The 19,374-nt window shown below is 58.2% G+C and carries 24 protein-coding genes and 1 pseudogene; 8 read left to right on the forward strand and 17 right to left on the reverse strand.

Annotated features, from left to right (window positions below; all coding sequences use genetic code 11):
- Window positions 1-91: 91 nt before the first annotated feature.
- Window positions 92-2,260, reverse strand: a complete 2,169-nt coding sequence (gene dinG / locus RF819_RS03015; RefSeq protein ID WP_078366738.1) for an ATP-dependent DNA helicase DinG — start codon at window positions 2,258-2,260, stop codon at window positions 92-94.
- Window positions 2,261-2,601: 341 nt separating this feature from the next.
- Window positions 2,602-3,798, reverse strand: coding sequence for an acetate/propionate family kinase (locus RF819_RS03020; protein WP_078366739.1), 1,197 nt, complete (start codon window positions 3,796-3,798; stop codon window positions 2,602-2,604).
- Window positions 3,799-4,146: 348 nt separating this feature from the next.
- On the opposite strand from RF819_RS03020, the gene RF819_RS03025 reads away from it, so the two are divergent.
- On the forward strand, window positions 4,147-5,643 hold the full coding sequence (locus RF819_RS03025; RefSeq protein WP_078366740.1) for a tagaturonate reductase: 1,497 nt from the start codon (window positions 4,147-4,149) through the stop codon (window positions 5,641-5,643).
- A gap of 223 nt (window positions 5,644-5,866) precedes the next feature.
- Window positions 5,867-7,285, forward strand: a complete 1,419-nt coding sequence (gene pyk / locus RF819_RS03030) for a pyruvate kinase (protein WP_078366741.1) — start codon at window positions 5,867-5,869, stop codon at window positions 7,283-7,285.
- A gap of 198 nt (window positions 7,286-7,483) precedes the next feature.
- Here pyk and RF819_RS21625 read toward each other — a convergent pair.
- From RF819_RS21625 to RF819_RS20905, 11 genes and pseudogenes are all read right to left on the reverse strand, one after another.
- Window positions 7,484-7,627: pseudogene (locus tag RF819_RS21625) on the reverse strand (AraC family transcriptional regulator); the annotation flags it as partial.
- A gap of 335 nt (window positions 7,628-7,962) precedes the next feature.
- Complete coding sequence (locus tag RF819_RS03040) at window positions 7,963-9,075, reverse strand: phage head morphogenesis protein (protein ID WP_158081226.1); 1,113 nt, start codon at window positions 9,073-9,075, stop codon at window positions 7,963-7,965.
- Between the two features lie 97 nt (window positions 9,076-9,172).
- Window positions 9,173-9,499, reverse strand: coding sequence for a DUF4406 domain-containing protein (locus tag RF819_RS03045; RefSeq protein WP_078363604.1), 327 nt, complete (start codon window positions 9,497-9,499; stop codon window positions 9,173-9,175).
- A gap of 5 nt (window positions 9,500-9,504) precedes the next feature.
- Entirely contained in the window at window positions 9,505-9,690 is a 186-nt protein-coding gene (locus tag RF819_RS03050; protein WP_078363605.1) for a hypothetical protein, read from the reverse strand.
- Complete coding sequence (locus tag RF819_RS03055; protein ID WP_078363606.1) at window positions 9,683-10,093, reverse strand: Gp49 family protein; 411 nt, start codon at window positions 10,091-10,093, stop codon at window positions 9,683-9,685. Before RF819_RS03055 ends, RF819_RS03050 begins: the two co-directional genes overlap by 8 nt.
- 19 nt (window positions 10,094-10,112) lie before the next feature.
- Entirely contained in the window at window positions 10,113-11,681 is a 1,569-nt protein-coding gene (locus tag RF819_RS03060; RefSeq protein WP_244899861.1) for a phage portal protein family protein, read from the reverse strand.
- Complete coding sequence (gene terL / locus RF819_RS03065) at window positions 11,678-13,270, reverse strand: phage terminase large subunit (RefSeq protein ID WP_078363608.1); 1,593 nt, start codon at window positions 13,268-13,270, stop codon at window positions 11,678-11,680. The genes RF819_RS03060 and terL overlap by 4 nt, the downstream gene beginning before the upstream one ends.
- Entirely contained in the window at window positions 13,270-13,779 is a 510-nt protein-coding gene (locus RF819_RS03070; RefSeq protein ID WP_078363609.1) for a DUF1804 family protein, read from the reverse strand. The genes terL and RF819_RS03070 overlap by 1 nt, the downstream gene beginning before the upstream one ends.
- A 3-nt stretch (window positions 13,780-13,782) precedes the next feature.
- Window positions 13,783-14,070 (reverse strand): hypothetical protein, encoded by a 288-nt coding sequence (locus RF819_RS03075; protein WP_078363610.1) that lies wholly within the window; start codon window positions 14,068-14,070, stop codon window positions 13,783-13,785.
- The gene (locus RF819_RS03080) at window positions 14,063-14,284 is read right to left on the reverse strand and encodes a TraR/DksA C4-type zinc finger protein (RefSeq protein WP_200224165.1); all 222 of its coding nucleotides are present in this window, start codon (window positions 14,282-14,284) and stop codon (window positions 14,063-14,065) included. The genes RF819_RS03075 and RF819_RS03080 overlap by 8 nt, the downstream gene beginning before the upstream one ends.
- An 11-nt stretch (window positions 14,285-14,295) precedes the next feature.
- The gene (locus RF819_RS20905; protein ID WP_143541586.1) at window positions 14,296-14,580 is read right to left on the reverse strand and encodes a hypothetical protein; all 285 of its coding nucleotides are present in this window, start codon (window positions 14,578-14,580) and stop codon (window positions 14,296-14,298) included.
- Here RF819_RS20905 and RF819_RS20910 point away from each other — a divergent pair.
- Window positions 14,579-14,782, forward strand: a complete 204-nt coding sequence (locus tag RF819_RS20910; RefSeq protein WP_143541587.1) for a hypothetical protein — start codon at window positions 14,579-14,581, stop codon at window positions 14,780-14,782. The two genes, RF819_RS20905 and RF819_RS20910, sit on opposite strands and share 2 nt — an antisense overlap.
- Before the next feature lie 53 nt (window positions 14,783-14,835).
- On the opposite strand, the gene RF819_RS03090 is transcribed toward RF819_RS20910, so the two are convergent.
- Both RF819_RS03090 and RF819_RS03095 read right to left on the reverse strand, forming a co-directional pair.
- Complete coding sequence (locus RF819_RS03090; protein WP_078363612.1) at window positions 14,836-15,456, reverse strand: transglycosylase SLT domain-containing protein; 621 nt, start codon at window positions 15,454-15,456, stop codon at window positions 14,836-14,838.
- Between the two features lies 1 nt (window position 15,457).
- Window positions 15,458-15,802 (reverse strand): putative holin, encoded by a 345-nt coding sequence (locus RF819_RS03095; protein ID WP_078363613.1) that lies wholly within the window; start codon window positions 15,800-15,802, stop codon window positions 15,458-15,460.
- Window positions 15,803-15,955: 153 nt separating this feature from the next.
- Between RF819_RS03095 and RF819_RS21265 the strand changes: the two genes are divergently transcribed.
- Window positions 15,956-16,114: a hypothetical protein gene (locus RF819_RS21265; RefSeq protein ID WP_158081227.1), complete on the forward strand. Its 159-nt coding sequence runs from the start codon at window positions 15,956-15,958 to the stop codon at window positions 16,112-16,114.
- 134 nt (window positions 16,115-16,248) lie between these two features.
- On the opposite strand, the gene RF819_RS03100 is transcribed toward RF819_RS21265, so the two are convergent.
- Together RF819_RS03100 and RF819_RS03105 are read right to left on the reverse strand one after the other, a co-directional pair.
- On the reverse strand, window positions 16,249-16,752 hold the full coding sequence (locus RF819_RS03100; RefSeq protein ID WP_078363614.1) for a hypothetical protein: 504 nt from the start codon (window positions 16,750-16,752) through the stop codon (window positions 16,249-16,251).
- 48 nt (window positions 16,753-16,800) lie between these two features.
- The gene (locus RF819_RS03105; RefSeq protein WP_143541588.1) at window positions 16,801-17,364 is read right to left on the reverse strand and encodes a helix-turn-helix domain-containing protein; all 564 of its coding nucleotides are present in this window, start codon (window positions 17,362-17,364) and stop codon (window positions 16,801-16,803) included.
- An 82-nt stretch (window positions 17,365-17,446) separates the two neighbouring features.
- Here RF819_RS03105 and RF819_RS03110 point away from each other — a divergent pair, with 82 nt between their 5' ends.
- From RF819_RS03110 to RF819_RS03125, 4 genes are read left to right on the forward strand one after another with little or no spacing between them, the layout of a single operon-like run.
- A complete protein-coding gene (locus tag RF819_RS03110; RefSeq protein WP_078363616.1) occupies window positions 17,447-17,677 on the forward strand; it encodes a helix-turn-helix domain-containing protein in 231 nt (76 codons plus the stop codon).
- Window positions 17,674-17,961: a hypothetical protein gene (locus tag RF819_RS03115; protein ID WP_078363617.1), complete on the forward strand. Its 288-nt coding sequence runs from the start codon at window positions 17,674-17,676 to the stop codon at window positions 17,959-17,961. Before RF819_RS03110 ends, RF819_RS03115 begins: the two co-directional genes overlap by 4 nt.
- Window positions 17,958-18,329, forward strand: coding sequence for a hypothetical protein (locus RF819_RS03120; RefSeq protein WP_078363618.1), 372 nt, complete (start codon window positions 17,958-17,960; stop codon window positions 18,327-18,329). Before RF819_RS03115 ends, RF819_RS03120 begins: the two co-directional genes overlap by 4 nt.
- Window positions 18,322-19,356, forward strand: a complete 1,035-nt coding sequence (locus tag RF819_RS03125) for a hypothetical protein (RefSeq protein ID WP_078363619.1) — start codon at window positions 18,322-18,324, stop codon at window positions 19,354-19,356. The genes RF819_RS03120 and RF819_RS03125 overlap by 8 nt, the downstream gene beginning before the upstream one ends.
- Window positions 19,357-19,374: the final 18 nt, after the last annotated feature.

The following is a 19,374-nucleotide window of genomic DNA, read 5'->3' on the forward strand; positions in this document are numbered from 1 at the left end:
ACCGTTCAAATGGGGCATCCATCCCCTTTTGCAAGCCACTTTACCTCGCCGATGCAAGCCACCACACTCTGTGGCACAAGCGCTTTCTTCTTCAAAGCGACCCGGCAACGGCTTGTATCTGCCCGCCCACCCGGCGCAGCACCGCATACGGCGGCAAGCCTTTCAGCATACGTCTGCCATACGGGGTGGACAGCAGGCGTTTGTCGTAACACACCACCCGCGCCAAATCGTCTTCGGTGCGGATGGCGCGCCCGGTCCACTGCAGCAGGCGAATGCCAGTGGCAGGCACCACCAGTTCAGAAAACGGATCGCGCCCTTCGCGCTTGAGCCACTCAGAACGGGCTTCCTCCACCGGGTCGGATGGGGAGGCAAAAGGCAGTTTGGTGATGAACACCGTCTCGCACAACTGGCCAGGCAAATCCAGCCCCTCGCCAAACGACTGCATGCCAAAAATCACGGAGGGCTGGCCCGCCTCCACCCGCGCCATGTGGGTGCCCAGCAGACGCGCACGCGACAACTGGCCTTGCACCAACACCATGCCCAACAGTGCAGCGTCCAGCGCATCCACCGCTGCCTTCATCTGCGCACGCGAGGTGAACAGCACCAATGCGCCGTGCGCGACCAAGCGCAAATCGGCCTGCAAGGTGGCGACCATCTCACGGGTGAAATTCTCCACCTGACGTGGGTCGGCCACGGTGTCGACCACCAGTAACTGGCCCTGCTTGCGGTAATCAAACGGGCTGTCCACCGCCAGCGTGCTGACATGGTCGAGCCGATGCAGCCCGGTTTCTGCCAAAAAATAGTCAAAACTGCCACAACTGGTGAGAGAAGCCGAGGTGATCACCGCACCACGCACCTGACGCCACAGGTGGTGGCGCAGCAAGCTGCCAGGCACGATCGGGCAGGCATGGGCACTCAATGACACCAAGCCGCTGCTGGTGTCGGACTTGAGCCACTTGGCCATCGGCTGCGCGTCATGGGCCAGCAGCATCGCGCTGGTGCCCAACACGCTGTTGAGTTTGGGCGCCATCTGGCCCAGCTTGGCGTACTGCACCGAGTTTTGGGCAGCTTGTGTCGGGTCTTCTTTGGCGCGGGCTTTGAGTTCCGCCCCCAGGGCTTCAAGCACCTCCGACAAACCTTTGGCATGGCCCTGAATCAGAGACATCGGGTCCATAAAAGCTTCGGGTAGCACACCATCCGGAAAACGGTGCACGATGTCGTAGCTGTCGGTCACACCACGCAGCAAGTCCATGGCAATGCGGCCAGCGTCCAGCAGTGCGGTTTTGAGCTGCTGGGCCAAGGTGATCACATCTTGCTCGACCGCAACTCCCATTTTTTCAGCCACTTCGTGCAGGATTTTGGGCAGCTTGTCGAGCCAGCGCAGGCCGGTCAGGTCCATGGCGCCCGAGAACTGGTCCAGCGCCACCGCAGGCAGGTGGTGGCCTTCGTCAAACACCACCAGGCAGTTGTCGAGTTCGGGCAGCGCCTTCATACCCAGCGAGGCCAGCACCAGGTCGTGGTTGGCCACAATCACCTGGGCCTGTGCCAACAGCGTACGTGCGTTGTAGTAACTGCAATTGCGAAACAGCGGGCAGTGGCGTGCGGTGCAGGTGTGGCGCTCGGCGGCTACCGTGGACCAGTCGCGCGGGTCGGGCTGCTCGGCCAGGCTGTCGCGGTCACCATCCCAACGGCCAGCGGCCAGCGCATTGGCCAGGGTGTCGTACAAGGCCATACGACGCTCTTCGGGATCTTGCCAGTCCTGGCCCTTGAGCTGTTTGGCATACGCGGTTGGGGGCGGCGGCGCATCTTCATCCACGCCAAACAACTCGCTGCTGTCGTCCTCACCGGCTCCGGCCAGACGCTCCAGTTTGAGTTTGCAGACATACCGACCCCGGCCCTTGGCCAATGCGTACACAAACGGGGTGTCCAACGCTGCGGCCAGCGCGGGCAGGTCTTTGGTCATGAGCTGCTCTTGCAGCGCCACCGTGGCGGTAGAGACCACCACCCGTGTCTTGCGTGCCAGCGCCAGCGCCACTGTGGTCGACAAATAAGCTGCCGATTTGCCAACACCGGTACCGGCCTGGATCACCGCAATGGCTTTTTCGGGGTCAGCGTGCTCACCGAGGGTGACGTTGTGCAAGGCGGTGGCAATGCGTTCTGCCATCTCGCGCTGGCCGGGACGCGACCGGAACGCCGAAGTGCTGGCGACCATCCGGTCAAACGCGGCCAGCGACAGCGCTGCCAAGGGGTGGTCAGTCAAAGCGACGCCCACCCGCGCCCACCGTGGTGGCTTCAACAAACAGCCACAGACAACGCGACATGGATATTTTTTTAATATAAATCATAGGCTTATGCCCAAACCAAGCATCTGGTTCAGGCGCCGATGATTGTATCTGGCAAGGCTTAACCCCCGTGATGCACGCCAAGACAGCTTTCACAGGTATGCCATCCAAGTCCCAAAACCAATGACCGGATCAATGCAAGGCGTGCAAACTCGCTACGCCACATAGGCAAACGGGGACCCGTGGCCCCCGTGTTGTCATGCTTTAGACAGACTTACCAAAAGTGTCCAACACCCTGGTGTTGACACTCGCACAACATCTAAGCAGCCGCAAGCAGGTTCATCGCGTGTTTGGCAATCATCATTTCTTCGTTGGTCGGCACCACAAAGGTGGGAACGCGTGCATCTGTCGCCGAAATGTTGAATTGACGTGAAGAGTTGGCATCAGCATCCAACTTGACACCGAGCCACGCCAGACGTTGAGCAATCATGTTGCGAATGTAGGGCGAGTTTTCTCCGATACCAGCCGTAAACACCAGAGCATCAAGCCCGCCCATGGAGGCAGCCATCGCAGCAACTTCCTTGGCTACGCGAAAACAGAACAGGTCAACAGCTTCTTTGGCGTGGGGATCGTCCGACTCCTCGAGCACCTTCATGTCATTGGACAGGCCGGATACACCGAGCAAACCCGAACGCCGATACAGCAGATCCTCGATGGCTTCCAGGTCCATCTTCTTCTCACGCATTAGGTAGAGCAGCACACCCGGATCAATGCTGCCCGAGCGGGTGCCCATCGGCACACCGTCCAGCGCCGTGAAGCCCATGGTGGTGTCCATGCTGCGGCCATCCTTGACTGCACACAGGCTGGATCCATTGCCCAAATGACAGATCACGATGTGGCCTGAGGCCAACTCCGGGCGCGTGGCCAGCAGTTGTTTGCTGACGTATTCGTAAGACAGGCCGTGAAAACCGTATTTGCATACACCCTCGTCGCTAAGTGCCCGTGGCAGTGCGTAGGTCTTAGCCTGCTTGGGTTGGGTGCTATGAAAAGCGGTGTCAAAACAAGCCACCTGATCCAGTTCAGGGTGATTGCGTGCCAGGATATGGATGGGTGCCAAATTGTGTGGCTGATGCAGCGGTGCCAGCGGAACCAGTTGCTCCAGATCGTTCAACAACGCAGGTGTGACCTTCATTGGCAGGCCCAGGAAGCGCCCGCCATGAACCACGCGATGGCCGGCGGCAACAATCTGATCGTCCACCAGGGTGCTACTGATCCAGTCCAGCAGATACTGGAGCATGATGTCGCGGCTGTTCGAGTCGCTTTCGTTCCAGCTGTGTTTGGCCAAAACGCGGCGACTGGCGTCTTTGGCTTCAAAGGTGGCAAGGCTGCCAATTCCCGCAATCTGTCCAGACAGGATGGTTTGCAACTCTGTGGAGCCCGTCGCTTGGCGAAATACTGAAAACTTCAGGCTCGAAGAACCGGCGTTGAGAACCAGATAGGCTTTGTGCTTGGTCATGTTCATGTTTCACTGTGTAGGTTGAACAGCGCCCAATGGACATCAAGTCACTTCAGGCTGATGCAGAGAATATACGACAAAGTCTGCAATTTATGAAACATCGTTTCAATAATTTGTGAAAATAGTCATCGTAAACAAAACAGTGTTTCATGTTTCTTGGATTTTGACCCGATTTGGTGTAGAGTCCGCGCCTGTCAAGCACACACAAGTGTGAATCGAGCGATCAAGCGCCTGCCCAGGGCAAGCCTAACCACCATTGGCCGCTTTGACGGCACATTCTGACAAACACCTGAAGTGCGCTGCGCTCTTGGAGGCACGGCGGAATAAATGACCAGAAAGGATCAAGACATGTATGAACTGAACCGCCAGAGGCTTGCCGAAGGCAAACTGGGTGTTGAATCAACAGCCCCCTCGTCCCTGAAGCCCGTGCGCATCCTGCAAATTGGTGACGGCAACTTCCTGCGCGGCTTTGTCGACTGGATGGTCGATGTGACCAATGGTGCGGGCCTGATGAACGCCGAAGTGATCATGGCGCAACCCATCGACCGCGGTATCGCCGACCTGATGAAAGCCCAGGACCAGCTGTTCACGGTATTGTTGCGCGGTGTGCAAAATGGCCAACCGGTCCAGTCCAAACGCTTGGTGAGCTGTGTCAAAGACACCCTCAACCCCTACACCCAATGGGACGCCATGCTGGCCACTATGCAGGACCCGACTTTGCGTTTTGTCGTCTCCAACACCACCGAGGCCGGTATCGCTTATGTCCCTGAAGCCTTGTTCGAAGGCCAATGCCCGGCCAACTTCCCGGCCAAGGTGACGGCGCTGCTGCTGGCGCGTTTTAAAGCCTTTGGCGGCTCCGCTGAATCGGGCCTGGTGTTCCTGCCCGCTGAACTGATCGAAGCCAACGGCACCAAGCTCAAAAACTATGTGTTGCAATTTGCCGATGTCTGGAAGTTGCCCTCAGAGTTCGTCGCTTGGGTCAAAGAACACAACGTGTTCTGCAACACCCTGGTGGACCGCATCGTCCCGGGTTATCCTGCTGCCGAAGCCGAGGCGCTGTTCGCCGAGTTTGGCTACAAGGATCCGCTGACGGTGGCGGCCGAGCCGTTCCTGCTGTGGGTCATCGAAGGGCCGGCCAAGATTGCCGACGAACTGCCTCTGCACAAGGCGGGCCTGGATGTGGTGTGGACAAAAGACTTGCAGCCCTACCGCACACGCAAGGTGCGCATTCTCAACGGCGCCCATACCGCCAGTTCTCTTGCGGCCTACTGCGCCGGGCTGGACACGGTGCGCGAGATGACCGAAGACGCTGTGGTGTCCAAGTTCCTGAACAAGGTGATGTTCGAAGAAATTGTCCCCTTTGTGCCACTGCCAGAGGCCGAGCGCAAGGCTTATGCAGAAACCATTGTGGAGCGTTTTGCCAACCCACACATCCGCCATGAACTGATCTCGATTGCGCTGAATTCGGTCTCCAAGTGGCAGGTGCGGGTGTTGCCAACCATCAAGGATTACGCTGCCAAACACGGCAAAGCACCTGCCGGGCTCTCGTTTTCATTGGCTGCGCTGCTCACTTTTTACAAGGGACAGTTCGCTGCGAACGGAGACTACGAGGGTCTGCGCCAGGGACAAAGTTATCCGATCAAAGACAACGCCGACATTCTGGTCATCATGCACGCTGCGTGGCATGGCGCCACGGACTTGAACCAAGTCGCATCAACGCTGCTGGCAGACGTCCGGCTGTGGGGCGAGGACCTGACCCAGGTTCCTGGCTTGGCCCAGCAGACGGCCAGCGCTTTGATCCGGATCAAGGAGATCGGTATCAAGTCGGCCATGGGCGCGCTGTGAACCCGTGAAGAAGGCAAAATACAGGGTCTTGTGCTTTACATCAATAAGCTAACAGAAAACTGACTATCCACCATGACCACAGGCACGATCTGGCGCAAGTCGACCACCGATGGCACCAAGCGTGAACAGACTCCACCTGACTCGATGCTCCCTAGCGGAACATCGAGTGAACGTTAATGACTCACAGAGCGAGATTTTTAAAATGACTAAGGAATTGAAAAAAATGCACCGTAACCGTAACGCCAAAATCGTCGCTACCCTCGGACCAGCCAGCGCTGACCGCGAAACCATTCAAGCCCTGTTTGAAGCTGGCGCCGACGTTTTCCGATTGAACTTCAGCCACGGCACACAAGAAGATCACAAACAACGCCTGGACACCATCCGCGCGATTGAACGCCATGCAGGCCGCCCGATTGGTGTGTTGCTTGATCTGCAAGGCCCCAAGTTGCGCCTGGGCACATTTGCCAAGGGCCCGATCATGCTGGCGGAAGGTGCGTCTTTCCGCCTGGACCTGAACACCGACAAACCCGGTGACCAAACCCGGGCGCCGATGCCCCACCCTGAAATTTTTAATGCCTTGGAAGTTGGCACTGACTTGTTGGTCGACGACGGCCGGGTGCGTCTGCGTGTGGAGAGTTTTGGCCCCGACTTTGCAGAAACCCGCGTGATCGCCGGTGGTGCTGTGTCTGACCGCAAGGGTGTCAATGTGCCTGGCGTCGTTTTGCCGCTGTCGGCCCTGACCGAAAAAGACCGCTCAGACTTGGACTACGGACTGACACTGGGCATCGACTGGATCGCCTTGTCGTTTGTGCAACGGCCAGAAGACATTGTGGAGATCAAATCCATCGTCAAGGGGCGCGCACGTATTGTGGCCAAGCTTGAAAAACCGGCGGCCATCCTGAGCCTGGATGCCATCGTGGCGGAAACGGATGCTGTGATGGTGGCGCGTGGTGATCTGGGTGTGGAAATGCCACCAGAACAAGTGCCAGCCATTCAAAAACGCATCGTCCGTGCCTGCCGCGAAGCCGGCAAACCAGTGATTGTGGCCACACAGATGCTCGAGTCGATGGTCACCGCACCGGTGCCCACCCGTGCCGAAGCCTCCGACGTGGCCACCGCGATTTACGACGGTGCTGATGCCGTGATGTTGTCCGCCGAATCCGCCTCCGGTAAATACCCGGTCGAAGCTGTGTGCATGATGAACTCCATCATTGCGCAAACCGAAGCTGACCCCTACTACCGTGAGGCGATCAAAGCCTCTCAGACCACCCACATCCCGGTGCCGTCTGATGCCATCGGTGTGGCGGTGCGCAGTGTGGCTGAGCTTTTGAATGTGGCGGCTGTTGTGGCCTACACCAGTTCAGGTTATTCCGCGCTGCGTATGGCTCGTGAACGCCCCCAAGCCCCCATCATCGGCATGACCCCACGCCGTGCCGTTGCACGTCAGCTGGCGCTGACCTGGGGCGTCTACCCCGTGCTGTGCCATGACGTTCAAGACGTGCTGGAGATGAGCGACTGGGCCTGCGAAACCGCCAAAAAAGAAGGTCTAGGCAAAACGGGCGACACCATCGTGGTGTCGGCTGGTGTTCCCTTCAACACCTCAGGCACCACCAATTTGATGCGTATCGCACAAATCGGCTGATAAAAGCTTGCGTCAACGCGCTTGTCCCGGCTTCGGGGCAAGCGCGTTTTTCTTTTTGTGCGTTACCCGGGCACCTTTGCAAAACGCACCACCAGATCGGCAAGCAAGGCACGCCGCCCTTGCCTATTCTCTCAATCACAGCGTTGAAGTTCAGCAGGCAATCAGGCCACAGCAAATGCCTGCGCACTCAGATCCAGATCAGCGGTTCACGGGAAGATAAGACGTGATATTGGCCAGCGCACGGTCAACATACAGCTCTTTTTCACCGACTGGGGCCACGTAAAACATCGCTTCCTTGGCTGCCTCCAGCCCCGCCAGGCGGGCAATGACCCAGGTTGCCAGGGGGGGGATGTTTGAATTGATCCAGGGGAAAGGCGCCAGAAATACCGAAAAAGGCCTATTGAATCAATGATTTACGGGAAAGAGAGCAAAAACGCCAGGAACGTTTATTTTGATCCAGTCAGTGACCAAAATTCGACTGAAAGTGTTCATTAAATGCCGATTAAATGCCTGGTGAAGTGCTAGAAAAATGCCCGAATATTGCTAAGAACAGACGATGGGCTTAAACTTCGACCAAGTCAGTGGACTGGAAATGCACCAGCCAAAATCCGCGAAGGCGGCTTTATTATGAAGACGTAGCGCCCTTTCTGACCCAAGCCCACCCTGTGTGGGCTTTTTCATGGGTCTAGGGTTCCCAGCAGCAGATCGTAGGCATTCCGGTCTTGCAAGTTTGCGGCAGATGCACTTCCCAGAGAGATGACAGATGCAGACGTGCCAAATTTGGTGGGCTCGTTTAACCGCAGTATGATTTTCGGTAGGGTCTTGTTAAAGCTACCTTGCGGTACAACGATCAGTGTATTTTTCTTCTTGTCCCAAAGCACCGCCCGGTAATTCCTGAAATGCTCTGGCAGGCTGTTGACCCACTCATCCGGCCAAGCCTGCAGGGATGATGCCTTGTGACCGCCAGCCAGATGGTTGGTCAAGCCGTCAAGCACTGAAACAGCCGTGGACTGAAGCTCAATAGCGGGCAGCTTTTCAGCCAACGCGTTGATCATGCCGCTGTCCATAAATCCAACGATTTGGGCCTGACCACTGCGCTGTTTAATCCCCGTTTTAAAGCCCTTGAAATTGTCGCTGAGCACCTTTTGAAAGGCGGGTGAAATCGTTTTGTCGACCAATGGTCCCTGCAATTGGCGCGGCAAAGCGGCCAGTTTTTTGCCCAAGGCCAGTTCCGGACTGATCCAGGCCTGTCCGACGTTGTGATCCCAGCCTGGGTCGATGCCGACAGGCACCCTGTCCTTGATTTCACCATCGCCTGTGATCACCTCACGGGTCTTGATCTCAAACGGGGCGGACTCGGACAGGTCTTTGTCTTTCATCTCGGCCTCTCCGTAGGCCCGCACCGTGCAGCGGCAGCCCCAGCCGTTGGGTGGAAAGTGGGTTTGCCAGAATGAATCCGACAGTGGATAAATCAAGCCGTTCCACATCTTGTGCAGCGGGCGCACGCGTGAGTCACCCGCTGTGCGGTATTGCAGATAGGGGCGCTGTGCCTGATTGGCAATCAGTTGCTTCCAGCGGCCCGCCATGTGCGCTGATCGCATGTTGGTGTTGAAGATCACCGCTGACCTCCAGCCGCGCTTGCCCTTGTAGGTCCAGCCATGTTGCTGCACGATGCGGTCAAAGTCTTTTCGGAACTGGCTGAGGGTGCTGCCGTTGCTAAGTGCATCTGTCACGGCCACATGCATGTCGAGAACCAGGTCAGCGGATGTGGCACCAGCTATGGTGAACACCTTGCCATGCACCGGCCCTGCCAGATCGTCCCACTTCAGGCTGACCTCGGGCAGCTTGCCCTTGAGATAGTCGATGGCTTCGGTGAACTTGACGCCATCAGCCATTGAATACCTCCGGTCCATGCTGGATGGCGCTTTCCAGAACGACAGTAAAGCCCAGCATGCCAGCCAGCCAGCGCTCAATACGGGCACCGCGTGAACCGCGCCAGCCCGGCAGCAGAGCGACAACATCACATGTCACCAGCTGACGGATGGCCAAGCGCATGTAGCCGAGCCAGGTGCCGCATTTGGGGTCCGGGTTCTCAGCAGGGTTTTCAACCTCAAAGCCGAGCGCCCGCAAGCGCTGGGCGGCCGCGTTGAAGGCGGGATAGTTGAACTGGGGCAAACCGGTCATTGGGCCTGCGATGTAAACGCGCTTTTTCATGCAGCCTATGCCTTTGCTGCCGCTTCAGCACCGACCAAGGCCAGCGCGAGTTGGCCGGTCACACCCGCACTTTCGACGGTTGCCCTGATCTGTTCAGCGATCTGTTTCACCTTCTCTTGGTCTGACGCGGGAAGATCAAAGATGACACCCTTGACCGCCAGCAGAACAGCGTCGTCGCTCGAATTAGCCATGGTGTTCCTCCCGGTCGTCCTGGGCGGCCAGCTTTGAGCGCAGCTCGTAGCCCATGAGTGGCCAGATTTTGTTGACAGCGTTTTGCCGGGCGATCTTGCGACCAATCTCGGCATCAAAGTTTTCAGGCGATGCGCAGGCCGACTCGCCGGTCACGGTGAAGCCGTTGCGCAGGACAAGAACGCAGAATGTCAGGAGACTGAGTTGCTGATTCCTTTTTGGAAGGTCTCCTGGGTATGTTCCAAGGCCCTCAGCGGCGAGCCTATTTGCAAACTTCCCGACGACGCCTTCATCAGCCGTGAAATAGTGCTCGGCGGCAATCGCAGCTTCGATGTCCGCAGGCGTCACACGCGCGGCTGTCTTGCCCTTGGCTTGGATTTCTTGCTCGATAGATTGGTCAGTCATGGTGCTCTCCGTTAAAAAATCAGTTGGCCTGCGTGGCAGCGCCGCGCAGGATGGAATAGGTCAAGGCGCGGTCGATGACTTCGCGCAGGGATTCGTTGTCCATCTGGCCGACCAGGCCCTCCAGGGCGGTCTGGAACTCGGCCAGGGTTTTGCCTTCGGACTCGAACTGCACCAGCATCTGGTAGACGGGCGCGATCATGTTGTCTTCGATGGCCTGGTCAGCGGCATCGGCAGCGAGCGCCATGGCTTCGTCTTCTGTCATGCCTGCAGCCTTGGCAAAGGTGAAACCGGCCACGGCGTTGAAGTCCACCGCTGGCTGACTTGCGTCGCCTGCAGCTGCTGGCTTGTTGCTTGTTACGCCGGAAAGGCGTGCAGTCAGGGGCAACAAGGCGTCGGCATCATCCACCGCAGGTGGAATATCGAGTTCATTCAGCATGGCCTTGCGTGAGGGTTTAGCACCCATGTTGGCGGCGATCTGATAGGTCTCGGCCCGCGCCTTGCCAGCAGCTTCCTGCTTGAAAAACTCCAGTGTTGGCGGCGAGACGCCATCACCGAAGTTGAACAAGGTGATCCACTTGAAAATCTGCGCCATGCTGGCCGCCGAGATATCGCGGTCAGAGTCATGCACCGAGTTCTGCCGATCCATCGCTGTCTCTGCAGCAGCGCGGGCACCTACGTCGAGCTGCTCGCCGATCATGGCCTGGCTGGTGAGCGCCTTGCTCATTTCACGGTTGCACAAAGTGATCAAATTTTGCTGTGGCAGATTGCTGCCACCACCTGTGGGCGTCAACAGCTCCAGACCAGTGCCTACCTCTGTCACCACATAACCGGCTTCAATCATCCCGGCCAGTGCATCGGCCAGTTTGTCCTGATCTTCTTCACTGGTGCCAGCCGGATAGCGCTCCACGGGCCAAGGCAGGCCGTGGCGCTCGCAGTACTTGACGAAATACCGCCAGCCACCGGTCTTGAAGGTCCAGGGCCAAAAGCAGCTCGAAAGCAAGGCCATGCCATAGGGGTTGTCAGTGGTGGGCATGTGCCGGGACACCACAAACTGATACGGCTCGACCGGCGCGCCCTGCCACTGGTCGCGTGAGATCAGCAGCGGCGCGCCATAGGCATCGAAGCGAAAGCGCCGACCTGGGCGGTCCAGCACCATGCTGGGCAGGTAATGACCGTCCACCAGGTCCCAGACTATTTCATGCACCCGGTAACCAGTGAAGATGGAGGCGGTCATTTGCCACATCACCTCCAGCCAGTCAGACACGTCATTGGGTGCCAGGGACTGCATCCACTTAACACACAGCTCCATGGCCGCTGCGGCCTTGCTGTCGTTGTCACTGCCGGGAGTCAGTCGGTAGTGGTAAGAACGAAAGGAGCCCCGGATAGAGCGGATTTCGCCCATGACATGGGCGTCGGCCATGATGGAGTAGTAGACCTTTTCCGCCTGGCCCATCTCGCGCAGGATGGGGTCGGGGTTGGGCAGCGAGAACATCGTGCCAAAGTACTTTTGCGGGTCGGTATCAGGCCCTGCGATGGGCTTGCCGAGCCAGCCTTTCATTGTTTGAACTAGGCCGCGTGTAGAAATCATTTTCTTTTTCCAGTTCTGATTTTGGGAATGCCCCCGGCGCTCTTTTGAAAGAGCTTCCAGAGCATTTGCAGACCATCGGGACCGTCGTCATGTGCGGCCTCTGGGTAGTGCTTCACGTTGTCGTTGAAGACGGTGTGGCGCTGGTTGAAAAGGATCAGGCCGTTATTGACGTGCGGCGCGACACCTTCGATCAGGATGTCTTTGTCCCGGTCGTTGTGGATGCCTACGGCGGGCACCGGAACAAATAGCTTCGCCGACTCTTTGACGATTTGCTGCCTGAAATACTCCTGGAAGGCAGTGTCTTCAATGCCCCAAGTGATGCATCGGTATTCGCGCTGAAAGTCGATGATCTTTTCGATCTGCTTATCAGGTTTGATGCGGGCGAGAATGGCTTCAACGATATGCAGCTTCAACTCGTTACGAGGAGAGGCACCAACCAAGATGCAGCAGGGGTCGCCCTTTCGAGCGCTGCGTCCCATGCTGGGGTCATCAACACCGCGATAAATCCACTCACGTTTGATTTCAAACCAGAACTGCATTCCCGTGAAGATCGCGTTCTCTTCATTTGATGGGTCGTTCTGATACTCGCAGTCAAAGGCGTGGTGATCGCTGGCCCGAATCTTCATCAGGCGCAATAGTGGGCGAACGGTGGGCCAGCTGACCACGGCGCCCTGGTCCATATCTTTCTTGCGAGTTGCGTAGTAGGCGTCCGCAGCTTCCTCGCCTTCGCTTTTGAAGACGTCTTCCCATTCTTGCCATAAATCCATGCGGTCAGGCCAGCGCACGATAGCCTTGAACTTGAACCGCTTCCACATAGGGTTTTGGTGGAAGCGGTTCGCCACTGAGTCGTGGTGCAAGATGGTGTTGAGGTACAGGATGTGCATGGAACCATCGGGCGGCCCCAGCGGCATCACCACTTTCTTGACCCATGCCTCGGTCTTGTCGCGTTGCTCTTTTGAGCGGACGTTTTCATCGTTTTCGATATCGTCCAAAGTGACAAAGCCAGGGCGGTGTGGGCCGTGGCGCAGGCCACGCATTTTCTTGCCGGAGCCGAATGCTTGAACCTTGCGGCCATTGGCTGTAACGATCACGCCTGCATTCCACACTCGACCACGACCACAGGCATTGGGGAAGTCCATAGCCAAACGTGGGTTGCTCTCCAGCTCTGCCTTGATGGCTTCCAACATGGTGGCGGCCTGGTCAAAACTGTCCATGACGATGGGCAGGAACCACTGACGCTCGGTCACCACAAGCCACAAGTTGATCAGCTGCGTACCCAATGTTGACTTCGCCTCACCACGCGGGGCAGACACTTCGATGAGCTGGCCGACCTTCATATCCAACATGGGTGGCACGTTGTCATAGAACCAGCGATGAAAGACAGACGGATCGCCCTTGATGTAGTGCGGGAAGTAGGTCTTGCCGAAGAACTCGAAGTCGTTCTGTGCGCGGCTGGCCCGTTGATCACGTGCCGCATGGTCCGTAGAGAAACCGTCGCACTCGGCTGCAATCAGGCGGCGCTGTTCGTCTGCAAAGGCGCGCAGCTCTTCCAGGAACTCTTTGTCCTTGAGGCGTTTTTGCTTTGCCATCAGGCACCGCCTCCACTGAACTCGCGCACAAAGTCGTCTGCTGCGGCTTCGGTGATTTCAATGAACTGTTCGCGCAGCTTGGGGTAGCGGCCCGCAATGAACACGCTCAGGAACTTGACCACGTCCATGGCCACGGCCAGGCGGTTGGCGTTGGGCATGGCCCGGCTGGCGGCGCCGATGGCCTTGTTGTAACCGTCCATCAGGCGCACCATGATGTCGGCGCGCTTGTCGGCAGGCATCTTGGGGTCTTTCTTAACGGCTTCCAGTGTGGCCAGGAACTGCTCGGCGAGTTCGCCCAACACCTCGTTGGCCATGTCTTCCACACCGCTCTTGGTCATGCGCCTGGCGTTGCGCGTCAAGTCCCAGTCGTTGCCGTCGTCAGCGTCCTGGCGCTTCCAGTTGCGGGCGGTGTTGTAGGGCACCTTGCACGCTTCGGCAGCGGTGGCCAGGGGCAGGCCCTGCACGTACTTGGCGCGCACCTTGTTGCGGGTGGAACGTTCGTAAGCCATTGATCAGTGCCCCAGGCCCCGCATTGCTGCGATACCTGCTGCCACGATGGCCCCCGCCAGAGCGCCGGTGCCAGCGGCGCGGATCGCGGTGCCGCGTTCATTCGCCTCCAGCGTAGTCAAACGGCTTTTGACATCATCAAATTGGACGCCTACCGACTTGCTCAAATCTTCAATACGCGTTTGCGTGGCAAGATGATTTTGCTGTAGCAGTGCCGTCATAGCGGTGAGTTGCCCCTTGACCTGGCCCATTTCAACCAGCAAGGCATTGGCTACAGCGGTGGGGTCACTCATGATTTCTTCCTTTTAGCTTTTCAAAAATGGTTTGGCAGGTGACACACCTGATGGCGTTGGGTGCCGCTTTGCGGCGCTCGCGCGGGATCGGTTCGCGGCAGTCTTCACAGCGGGCTTTGCCTTTTCCCTGCAGTGCACGGCGCGCGGCGGATAGACCATCGTCACGGCGGCTTTGCTCCAGGGCGGCGGCTTGTTCATGAAACTTTTCATCCACAGACACGGCTCCTAGCGATCTGCTTCAAACTTGATGCAGATGTCATGGTTGATCTCCAGGAAGGACAGCAGGTTGCACATCTGCTGAGCCAGCAGGTGATAGGCCCGCGCTGTGGCCAGGTGGTTTGATTCCAAGTCCCGCATCTGGCCGGAGTCCGGGGGTGGCAACGGCTGGGGCGGTGCTGTCAGGCTGGCCGGGGGCGGCACCTTCGGTGGTGTGCCCGGCGTTGGCGTCGGCCCAACGGCGCAAGCGCTCAGCAGGCAGCACGCAACTATCGACAGGGTCAGCAGGCGCATGATCTTGGTCCTTGGCAAGTTGATTGAAAAAAGTGTTGACGGCGACACGCCCGCGTTCCTGGCGGGTGCCCACAACATCGGCGCGCTTGATCACGGCCTGGGTGTCGGCCTTTTGGGTGGCTTCGGCCTTTTCATTGACCTTCAGCTGGGCGGCTTCGCAGGTGGTTTGACCACTGGAGGCACCGAGGTCATAGACATATAGGAGCGCTGCCATGAATGCGATGGTCGCCAGGGCGAGATAGATGGCTGAGCGGATCATGCGCAGCTCCTGGTGCCCCAGCTGGCGTACAGCGGCTCAAACTTGCGCAGGATCACCACGGGGTAATGCTGGTTTTCTGCCTGGCTGGCTTGCGCCACGCCGGGGTTGAGGTTGCAGGTGCGGTCCAGGCACACGCCCGGTGTCGGGCTGATCTTCTGGCGCTTGTAAACCCACCCCAAGCCGCCGTTGTAGGCGCTGAGGGTGAAGGCCATTCGCTCACAGTCGTTCGCCGCCTTGATGCGGTCAGACAGCCACTTGTCATAGGTAACCAGGGCGCGCAAGGCCCATGTGGGGTTGGTGGGGGCGCGCTCGCCCAGGCTGGCGTAGAGGCCACTGATCCAGGTGCTGGTGGCGGGCATGAACTGCGCGAGGCCGACAGCGCCAACCGGGCTGCGCGCAGACTCACGCCAACGGCTCTCCTGGTGCACCTGGGCCGCAAAGGTGGCAATCGGCGCATTCAGGCCCCAGACGTGCTGGGCCTCGCGCTTGAGGGTGAGCTGATGGCGGTGAGCGTCACGCGGGATAGCTTGAGCCATGGCCACAGACAGACAAGCGCCCGCCACGAAGAGCAGCATGCCGACATGCACCCAGATGGCCAGGCGAGTGATCGGCCGCATGTCAGGCCCCCAGGCCAACGCAGATCAGACAGGCCGCGACGATGATGGCGCGGCGCAGCATGGACTGACTGAACGTGCCGCCATGACAAACAGCCGTAGCAAATTCACCCGGCAGATCATCCGGTTCCGGCGTGTCGTCTATCTCCAGGTACTGATGCGGGCGGTCATAAGGGAACAGGCAGCGGTCAAGCCAGTAGCCACCCCAGCCGCCCAAGGCCATGAGGTGTGATTTGTAGACGGTGACGGCCAATAGGCTGCCGGGCTGAGATTGCTGCAGAAAGAGGCTCAAAACCATCAACAGCAGCATGAGCACCAGAAAGACCAACATGCGCGGGATCGCAAACATAGAGAACTCCAGACGTAAAAAAGGACTACTAAAAAAGTAGTCCCAGTGTCTGGATTCAGGGCATTCAGGTCATGGTGAACTGGTTCACCGTGCGGGAAATCGCGCACGCGCGAAGAATGCGGGGCATGATCAAACCTCTACCTCGATTGCGCCATGATTGATGCTATCCGAGAGTATTTTGCAGGTCACCCTGTCGCCTATGGGATTTTGATTGGGGTGCTGGTGCGCCACACGCTGGGCAGTTTATTTCAGAGCAAGGTAGGCAAGGAAAAGGCCTGCAATGGCAAGAGTCGCGTTAAATACATTCCATGACCAAACCAGACGCACTTCTCGCACCACCCTGTGTGCCAGGGTTGCTGTCCAGTGCCAACGCACCGCCATTACCACGCCACCATCAGAGCGTTGATGCCTCTCGGGTCTACCGCGCCACCAGCGCTTGATTGGGTTCATTCAGCCTTTTTGCGCCTCGGTTTTGGTGGCGGCAAATTGGCAATCGCCTCGCGCACGATTTGATCAATGCTCTCTTTTTGCTTAGCTCGCGCAGTTTCGTCAATTGGAAACGGAAGCGCATCGAACATTGCAGTCTGGTTGGTGCGAACAACTTCTGCCCGACTTTCCAGAGTCTTTAAGTTCTTGGTTTTTTCGATGATCTGGAGACTCTCGTTAATGATTTGCAGGTGTCGTGCGGATTCAGCAAATGCCGGGTAGCGATCAAGTACTTCCTGCATGGCCAGCTTGGAAGCCGGATAGCCTTCTGCTGTGGTGATGAGCATTGCCACTTCGGAAAACTGCTCGCGGTACTGATCCTCACGAACTAGCTTGATGCCGCCTTGTAGCGAAAAAGTGCCTTCGGTAAGTTGCTGTTTTATTGCACCCGCCACGCGGGTTTCTGCGGTGTCCGCAGGGTTGAAAACACGCACCTCCAGGCGACTGCGCCTGTAGCCCCACATGAGCCAGGCCAAAACGAGCAAACCCAGGGTTATTGCCCACCCCATGGCTCACGCTCTCTTTTTGCTGTCTGTCTTGATTTTCGGTTGCGGAACCACCCAATCATTCTTTGATTCATTGTCTTCTGCAGGTGTGTTCTTCTTCACGCGAGGTTTAACCGGGGCGGCTTCGGGCGATGGCGCCACCGCAGCTCTGGCGGCCTCACGGTTGGGCCTGTAATCAGCGACCAAGTCAATCGTCACATCATCTGAAGGCGCTGGCGCAACCGGGTTGTAGGCCGTGACATTGGCAGCCATGCCCGATGCTTGGCGGATGAATTCTTTGCCCACCGCAGGGGCCTTGCGGTAGGCCTCAATCAGAGCGCGTTCGTCTTGCGAAAGCTCACTGGATTCAGATGTCTCGCCAGTGACCAAGTAAACCAAGTCAATAGGCGACTGGAGCTGCTTGAAGTGCCCATAAAGATTCTGCAAATACGAAATGTCCGGAAGGCGCTCGCCGGCCTCGTAGTTCTGTTGGCCGCGTTTGCTAACGCCCCCCAGCGTTCCCATCGCTTCTTGGCTTTGCATTTTTTCTACACGAAGTGTCCGCAGACGCTCAGAAAAAGAAACACTCATTTTTGCATCTTTCTATTGAAAAGCACTCAAACGTGCGCTATAGTTTCACCATGTTCACAGCGTTTTAGGAAAGGGCAAGAACATGGAGCCAGCAGATATTAAAGCAGCAATTGAACGGGCCGGAACGAATCAATCGGCCATCGCCCGTTATCTGGGGGTGACCACGGGGCACATCGCCCAAGTGGTGAACAAGAAGGTGCGCAGCGCCCGCGTGGAGGCGGAGCTACAGAAGATCACGGGTCGCCCGATTCATGCGCAGAAGGCCAAGCGCGGTCGCCGTATGGCTGTGTGGAATGGGCAGGTGGCCGTATGACTGCCGCTGCTCTCCAAGACACCATCAAAGCCCGCCGCGTAACCGGTGGCGCAGTGGTGACCGTGGTCCGTGCTGACGGACGTACCCACCGCCACCAGGTGAGCCTGCGCCGCTACAGAGCGCTGCGCGGTGCACTGACCGTTCATGACGGTTTGGCAGGCGGCAATTTCACCCATAACGGCTTCGAGTGCCGACTGCGCGACGTGGCTGGTATGGCCGCGTCACTGCGCTGGGTGAAGCGCAATGCCCCCCGCCTTTTGCGTGGCAATGGGAGGGCAGCATGAGCGCCGCCACGACTGAAGGGTTTATGGAAACCTGGCGCGGTATGACCGCTGCAAGCCTGGCTGCGGACCCCGACGATGCCGAGTTGTCCAGGCACATCGCGTGGGCCAGCCATAGGCGCTTTATGCAAAAAGAAGCCCACCAGTACCTGCACGACTTGCTGGAGGTGTGCCGTGCCGTGCGTGCTGCCGCACAGGCTAAACCTTTGACCCCCGGCGAACTGACAGATCTTGAAAGCTGCCTGGCAGATTTTGCTGAAGCGGTGATAGCCGTCACACCGGTGGGTGAGTTGTGGCGGGTTGTGATGCTGCTGGCCTCTGAGGCGGCTGGCAACAAGGTGGTAACGGGTTTGGAGGTGCAGCATGGCTAAGAAAAATGAAGTGGCGGTGGTGGGCAAGAAGGCTGGTGATTTGGTAGAGATTACGGATTCCGGAAAACCAGAGTCTGTAGATCCATTTGCCATGGTGCTGGACTTGCCAGCAGATGCGCTGGTGGGGCGTGCAGTAGAGGCGCTGAATGTGGCCGAGCGCTTGAATATTGGTGCTGGTCTTTGTCTGCTGAAGGCGCGAGAGTTGTGCAGTACGGAATCCGTACTTTTTGACGACTTCCTAAAAAATCACAACTTCCCTCGGCCTCGTGCCTACGAGTTGATGGCCATTGCAGACGTTCTGCAACGCGCCACACCTGAAGATCGCAAGCGGCTGATGCAGCAGCCAAAGACCACGCTGATCGGCCTGGCCCGTATGGATGACGAAGTTCGCCAGCAGCTGCTGGACACCGGCAAGCTTGATGAGCGGCTCACGCTCAACGAGTACAAGGCACTCCTAGAGCGCAAAGATGCGGAGCTGGCAACCCGCGGCTCTGCCATTGAAAAACTGACCGCCCAGGTGCGCACCGCCGAGCTGACCGGGCGCAAGGCGCTGGACGTGCAAACGCCGCTGACGGTGGCGCAGGTGCGCCGTGAGGCTGCCAGCTACGCACAAGATGCCTTGGCTTGTGTGCATGGGTTCACGGGGATGGCTAACCGGCTGGTGCCGCTGGACAACGAACCCTCAACGCGGGCCTGGGTGAAGCCTGCGGCGCTGTCTATGGTGTCGCTACTCGTAGCAGTGCAAGACGCGGTGGCATACCAGTTAAGCGAGCTTGTAAGCCAGTTTGAACTGGATGTGGAGCTGCCCAGCAAGGCTGAATTGCACTTGGCAACACCCGGGCCTGAAGAGGCAGAGCTGATTCGCCGGGCGATGACGGGGGTGCTGGTGGGGTTTGAAACCCGCCAGAGCCAGGTGGCGTATGCGCAGTACCAGGAGCAACGCGAAGCCAACCCCAGCAAAGGCGCACCGCGCAAAGCCCCCAAGGTGACCCAGGGCACAACGCGGGCGGGAGGGCTTAAAGCATGAGCGCCGTAATGCGACTGC

This window comes from Rhodoferax fermentans (assembly GCF_002017865.1).
Classification (GTDB): Bacteria; Pseudomonadota; Gammaproteobacteria; order Burkholderiales; family Burkholderiaceae_C; genus Rhodoferax; species Rhodoferax fermentans.

Bases quoted from the DNA above. Each gene is read 5' to 3' on its own strand.
- RF819_RS03070 (WP_078363609.1), bottom strand. From the start codon at position 13,779: ATGGCTTACGAACGTTCCACCCGCAACAAGGTGCGCGCCAAGTACGTG.
- RF819_RS03060 (WP_244899861.1), bottom strand. From the start codon at position 11,681: ATGATTTCTACACGCGGCCTAGTTCAAACAATGAAAGGCTGGCTCGGC.
- RF819_RS03095 (WP_078363613.1), bottom strand. From the start codon at position 15,802: ATGTTTGCGATCCCGCGCATGTTGGTCTTTCTGGTGCTCATGCTGCTG.
- RF819_RS20905 (WP_143541586.1), bottom strand. From the start codon at position 14,580: ATGCGCCTGCTGACCCTGTCGATAGTTGCGTGCTGCCTGCTGAGCGCT.
- RF819_RS03110 (WP_078363616.1), top strand. From the start codon at position 17,447: ATGGAGCCAGCAGATATTAAAGCAGCAATTGAACGGGCCGGAACGAAT.
- RF819_RS03115 (WP_078363617.1), top strand. From the start codon at position 17,674: ATGACTGCCGCTGCTCTCCAAGACACCATCAAAGCCCGCCGCGTAACC.
- RF819_RS03100 (WP_078363614.1), bottom strand. From the start codon at position 16,752: ATGTGGGGCTACAGGCGCAGTCGCCTGGAGGTGCGTGTTTTCAACCCT.
- RF819_RS03120 (WP_078363618.1), top strand. From the start codon at position 17,958: ATGAGCGCCGCCACGACTGAAGGGTTTATGGAAACCTGGCGCGGTATG.
- RF819_RS03105 (WP_143541588.1), bottom strand. From the start codon at position 17,364: ATGAGTGTTTCTTTTTCTGAGCGTCTGCGGACACTTCGTGTAGAAAAA.
- RF819_RS21265 (WP_158081227.1), top strand. From the start codon at position 15,956: ATGATTGATGCTATCCGAGAGTATTTTGCAGGTCACCCTGTCGCCTAT.
- RF819_RS03045 (WP_078363604.1), bottom strand. From the start codon at position 9,499: ATGAAAAAGCGCGTTTACATCGCAGGCCCAATGACCGGTTTGCCCCAG.
- RF819_RS03055 (WP_078363606.1), bottom strand. From the start codon at position 10,093: ATGACTGACCAATCTATCGAGCAAGAAATCCAAGCCAAGGGCAAGACA.
- RF819_RS03090 (WP_078363612.1), bottom strand. From the start codon at position 15,456: ATGCGGCCGATCACTCGCCTGGCCATCTGGGTGCATGTCGGCATGCTG.
- RF819_RS03025 (WP_078366740.1), top strand. From the start codon at position 4,147: ATGTATGAACTGAACCGCCAGAGGCTTGCCGAAGGCAAACTGGGTGTT.
- RF819_RS03020 (WP_078366739.1), bottom strand. From the start codon at position 3,798: ATGACCAAGCACAAAGCCTATCTGGTTCTCAACGCCGGTTCTTCGAGC.
- terL (WP_078363608.1), bottom strand. From the start codon at position 13,270: ATGGCAAAGCAAAAACGCCTCAAGGACAAAGAGTTCCTGGAAGAGCTG.
- RF819_RS20910 (WP_143541587.1), top strand. From the start codon at position 14,579: ATGATCTTGGTCCTTGGCAAGTTGATTGAAAAAAGTGTTGACGGCGAC.
- RF819_RS03125 (WP_078363619.1), top strand. From the start codon at position 18,322: ATGGCTAAGAAAAATGAAGTGGCGGTGGTGGGCAAGAAGGCTGGTGAT.
- RF819_RS03050 (WP_078363605.1), bottom strand. From the start codon at position 9,690: ATGGCTAATTCGAGCGACGACGCTGTTCTGCTGGCGGTCAAGGGTGTC.
- RF819_RS03075 (WP_078363610.1), bottom strand. From the start codon at position 14,070: ATGAGTGACCCCACCGCTGTAGCCAATGCCTTGCTGGTTGAAATGGGC.
- pyk (WP_078366741.1), top strand. From the start codon at position 5,867: ATGCACCGTAACCGTAACGCCAAAATCGTCGCTACCCTCGGACCAGCC.